Origin of the sequence: Bartonella sp. AP72JLCBS, assembly GCF_042195705.1 — a bacterium.
GTDB lineage: Bacteria > Pseudomonadota > Alphaproteobacteria > Rhizobiales > Rhizobiaceae > Bartonella.
Genome location: NZ_JBHIOU010000037.1, coordinates 1 through 4,041, shown reverse-complemented (window position 1 = coordinate 4,041; position 4,041 = coordinate 1). Strand labels below are relative to the sequence as shown.

Genomic DNA, 4,041 nt, shown 5'->3' with positions numbered 1-4,041 from the left:
GATGGTTCACTGAAAGATTTAGAGAAGCGCTTAGAGACCTTAAGAGAAGAGTTTGAAGATTTGAAAGAGTGTTCATTAGACGAAGTGCTCTGAATGATGTGAGGACGAAAGCAGATGAAGATACCCGATCATGAACATGAATATTTGATACCTGTCGCGACGAGAGAAGAAATGATAGCAGGAACTTCTCAAGACAGTGTTGTTGTTCCGAAGCTTTTAGGGACGGCGTCTTTGTATTCGTATGAAACCTTTGCGCCGTTAGAGCAGGTTGTTAATGCAAGGAAAGAAGCAGAAAAAGCCATGGCGCGTGCGAATGGCGCGCAACAGGTTGCAGAAGAGGCGAAAAAAGTATCGGAAAGAGCGCTTAGCGAAGTTACCAAAACGGGTGAAGCGGTTACAGCAGTAACGACAACGGCTAATCTTGCAAAAGATACAGCGGATACAGCCAAGGGATTAGCCGAAGAAGCCAAGAGTGCCTCTGAAGCCGCCAAGCAAATGGCAGAAGAGGCGAAGGCAGGATTTGATAGAGCTACAGGGGAAATAAGTAGTACGAAAGGTTCATTGGCTACGGCATTGCAAAGTTTTGTAGAGGTCAAGCAGGCAAGTGAGAACGCCGTCCATGTCTCGACAGAAGCAAAGAGATTAGCCGATGAATCGAAATCCATTGCTGAACGTGCAGAACAAACAGCGAGAGATGCTTCCCAAACAGCAACAGAGACGACGCAAGTAGCCGCAACAGCGGTAGCAACGTGTCATGAAGTTAAGACAGTAGCGACACAAGCAAGTATGAAGGCAGATGGAGCCAAACAGACAGCCGCTGATGCGAAGGATATTGCCGAAGAAGCAAAAGGTTTATCGGAACGGGCGACATCTTCTGTTAGAGAACTTACAAAAACAGCGTCTCAAGTACAAACGGCAGTAGAGAAGGCATTAACGGAGTCAAGAGAATCCAAACAGATAGCAGAGTCATCTAAGACACTCTCAGAAGAAGCCAAACAACTTGCAACAGAAGCCCAAAATGCCTCTACCAATGCGCTTACAGAAGCGAATGCAGCGAAGGATAAAGCATCTACAGCGCTTACCTTAGTCAATGATGTCAAGAATATTTCTGAAGAAGTGAAAGGTATTGCAGAAACGGCATTATCGACCGCTACCACAGCTAAACAGGCTGGTGATGAGATCGGGCAAAAAGCTTTAGAAGCGTTAACGAAGTCGAGTGAAGCTAAGAGTTTAGCGGAAACAGCTCATAGCACAGCAGTAAGTTCACAGCAGACAGCCGCTGATGCAAAAGCTAAAGCCGAAAGTGTAGAGACAGTTGCGAATACAGCGAAGAGCACAGCAGAAGAAGCCAAGAATGTAGCGGATAGAGCAACGGAGAAAGTAGAGCAAGCTGTAAGAGAGGCTAGCGATGCGAAATCTAAAGCGGAAAGTTTAAAGACTGTTGCGACTGAAGCGAAATCCACGAGTGAACAAGCAAGTCAAACAGCCTCTAATGCTAAAAGTTTATCAGAAGAAGCAAAGGTTAAAGCAGAAAGTGTAGAGAGAGTTGCGAATGAAGCAAATCAAACAGCGACTTCTTCGAAGAGCGTATCAGAAGAAGCAAAAGAAGAGGCAAGTAATGCCAAAGCGATAGCCTTAGAAGCGAAAAGTGCAGCGGATACAGCAACAGCGACGGCTCATCAAGCCCAACAGAGTGCAGAGGAGGCTACAAAATTAGCTTCTGAAGCGAAAGCGGTAGCAGAGTCTGCGGCGCGTTCAGGAGAGACGGCAGGGCAGGTTGATGCAGAAGCGTTGAAGGGTATAGCTACAGCAGCAAAGAGTAAAGCGGAAGCAGCAGAGAAGGTAGCAGAAGAAACGAAAGGTGCTTTGGATGGTCTAAAACAATTAGCCAATAGTGCGAAGTCGACAGCGGACGAGGCAAAGAAGGTAGCTGATGGTGCACAAAAGAAGGCATCACAGGTAGAGACAGTAGCGGGTGAAGCTGAAAAGATAGCGAAAGAAGCCAAACAGACAGCAGGTTATGCCAACCATGATGCTGGGCAAGCTCGTAGTGAGGCGGAAAAGGCAAAAAGCACAGCAAATGAAGCGTGGAGTAAAGCTTACGACGCGAATGAAGCAGCCAATAACGCTAAGACTATAGCAAGATTAGCAGAAATGGCAGGTGAAGAAGCCAAGAAAATAGCAGAGAAAGCCGATGACCGAGCGTATGAAGCCAAGAATGAAGTAGAAAAAGCCAAGGAAATAGCGAGTAATGCAAAATATATAGCAGGAGAGGCGCAAAAGGCAGCTGAAACAGCGGGTAAGAAAGCCGCGTCTTTAGAAGAAGAAGCGGAAGAGGCACAAAAAATAGCCAAGGAAGCCAAGGAGTCTGCTGGTTATGCAAGACATGATGCGACGCAAGCGCGCAATCAGGCAGAAAATGCAGAGAAAATAGCCTCGTCTGCGAGGAGTAGGGTTATTGATATCAACCAAGTGGTTGAGAATTTTAAAGCCCCCGTAAGTTTAGCGCGGATGTACTCAGAAGAAGCCAAGAAAAAAGCCGAGTCGGCAGATTCACAAGCCTATCAAGCCAAGAGCGAAGCCGAAAAAGCCAAAGAAGTAGCCGATAGAGCGAAAAGGACAGCAGAAGAAGCCAAAACAACAGCCGATACGACGAAACAAGAGCTTGGAGGTATCAAGAGTTCCCTAGCAACGGCAACAACAGCCCATACAGTAGCTTCACAGGCAAAAGCGCTAGCGGAAGAGGTAAACAATTTACTGAAACAGTCCAATTTAACGGTTCTTTCAATTTCCACCCCGTTTCTTGTAGCGACAGGCAAAGCGCAATTAACCTTGAAAAAAGGAACACGCATAACTTTGGCATTAGGCAATGATATTTTAGTTGCAAGTTATACGGTAGATACAAGAATAAGCGTTCCTTCTCTTTCGGCGGGTAAGGATTATTATGTTTATTTGGTTTCTGATGGAGGACAGTCTCATAAATTTGTTTTATCAGAAAACTCTACGTATCCAAGGGATTACACAGTGAGTAATTCGCGAAAGATAGGAGGGTTTCATACGCTCTGTGCGGATGTTGGTACGATTTCCGGTCATCCATTGTCTGGTTATAGAGCAGGGGATATTTTACCCAATTCAGTTTGGTGTCTCAATCACCATCCGCATAGTTCACCAGAAGGTATGGTTTATGACCCCTCTACAGATCTTTGGGTTGATATTTATCTTCAGTCAGGCACCGGTGAAAATACGCGCTCGGCATATGGTGTTCCGATCACAACAGGTCGTACCTATACAGATCATGTAACGGATATGATGCGTGTCAAGAAATCCTTACTGAGTGATGTGGAATTTGCTTCAACCATGTATGGAAGTAATGACAAAACAAGTATTAAAGGTAAGACTCCCCCCTCTCCTAAGACTTCAGGAGGTCACGTTGATACAGCAAATCGTCGTATGATCTCGCATATCGGTTGTGAGGAAGGTTGCGGTTATGTTTGGCAGTTTTTAGCAGGAACGTTTCCTATGCAAATAACGAATAGGGGGCAGGCTAGGTTAGAAATGAGATGGTTATCAGGAGGAGGAGGGTGGAGTCATGGTGTAGATAGCGGATGTTTTGCACGCTCCACGGTATCTTATTCTAGAGGTAATGAACAATTATGTGCGCGTGGTTGTAGCCATTCCCGTGATTTGTGAGGAGGGGTAGATGATAGATTATCCAGAACATTTAAATAGCAAGCAAGATTATCTGAACATGCTTTCTTTTGACAAAGTTGAAACGGTAAGAAGGCTAGAGATGCTTTTAGCAACACGTTTTTATTGGGTCTTTGTTAAAGAGCTTGGAGAGGGAGAAGAGGGGATTGAAGATGACACGCATAAGGTTTGTCTAACAACAACCATGCCGTTTGATTTAAATGGTGATTTTGTCGAAAAGCGTTGTCAGTATGAATTACAGGAAAGCGAATATGCGCCGCTCTTTCAACTTGGCTTTCGTGTTGAAGAAGTCGAGCAGCTGATCAAAGAGCATAGCCAATAGAGATCATAAGA

At 45.2% G+C, this 4,041-nt stretch carries 2 protein-coding genes; both read left to right on the top strand.

Annotated elements, in window-relative coordinates:
* Positions 1–114: 114 nt before the first annotated feature.
* Positions 115–3,690, top strand: a complete 3,576-nt coding sequence (locus ACFILO_RS09010) for a hypothetical protein (RefSeq protein ID WP_375678172.1) — start codon at positions 115–117, stop codon at positions 3,688–3,690.
* A 10-nt stretch (positions 3,691–3,700) separates the two neighbouring features.
* Positions 3,701–4,030: a hypothetical protein gene (locus ACFILO_RS09005; protein WP_375632978.1), complete on the top strand. Its 330-nt coding sequence runs from the start codon at positions 3,701–3,703 to the stop codon at positions 4,028–4,030.
* The last annotated feature ends 11 nt before the right edge of the window (positions 4,031–4,041 follow it).

Coding starts and splice junctions, on each gene's coding strand:
- ACFILO_RS09010 (WP_375678172.1), top strand. CDS start 115: ATGAAGATACCCGATCATGAACATGAATATTTGATACCTGTCGCGACG.
- ACFILO_RS09005 (WP_375632978.1), top strand. CDS start 3,701: ATGATAGATTATCCAGAACATTTAAATAGCAAGCAAGATTATCTGAAC.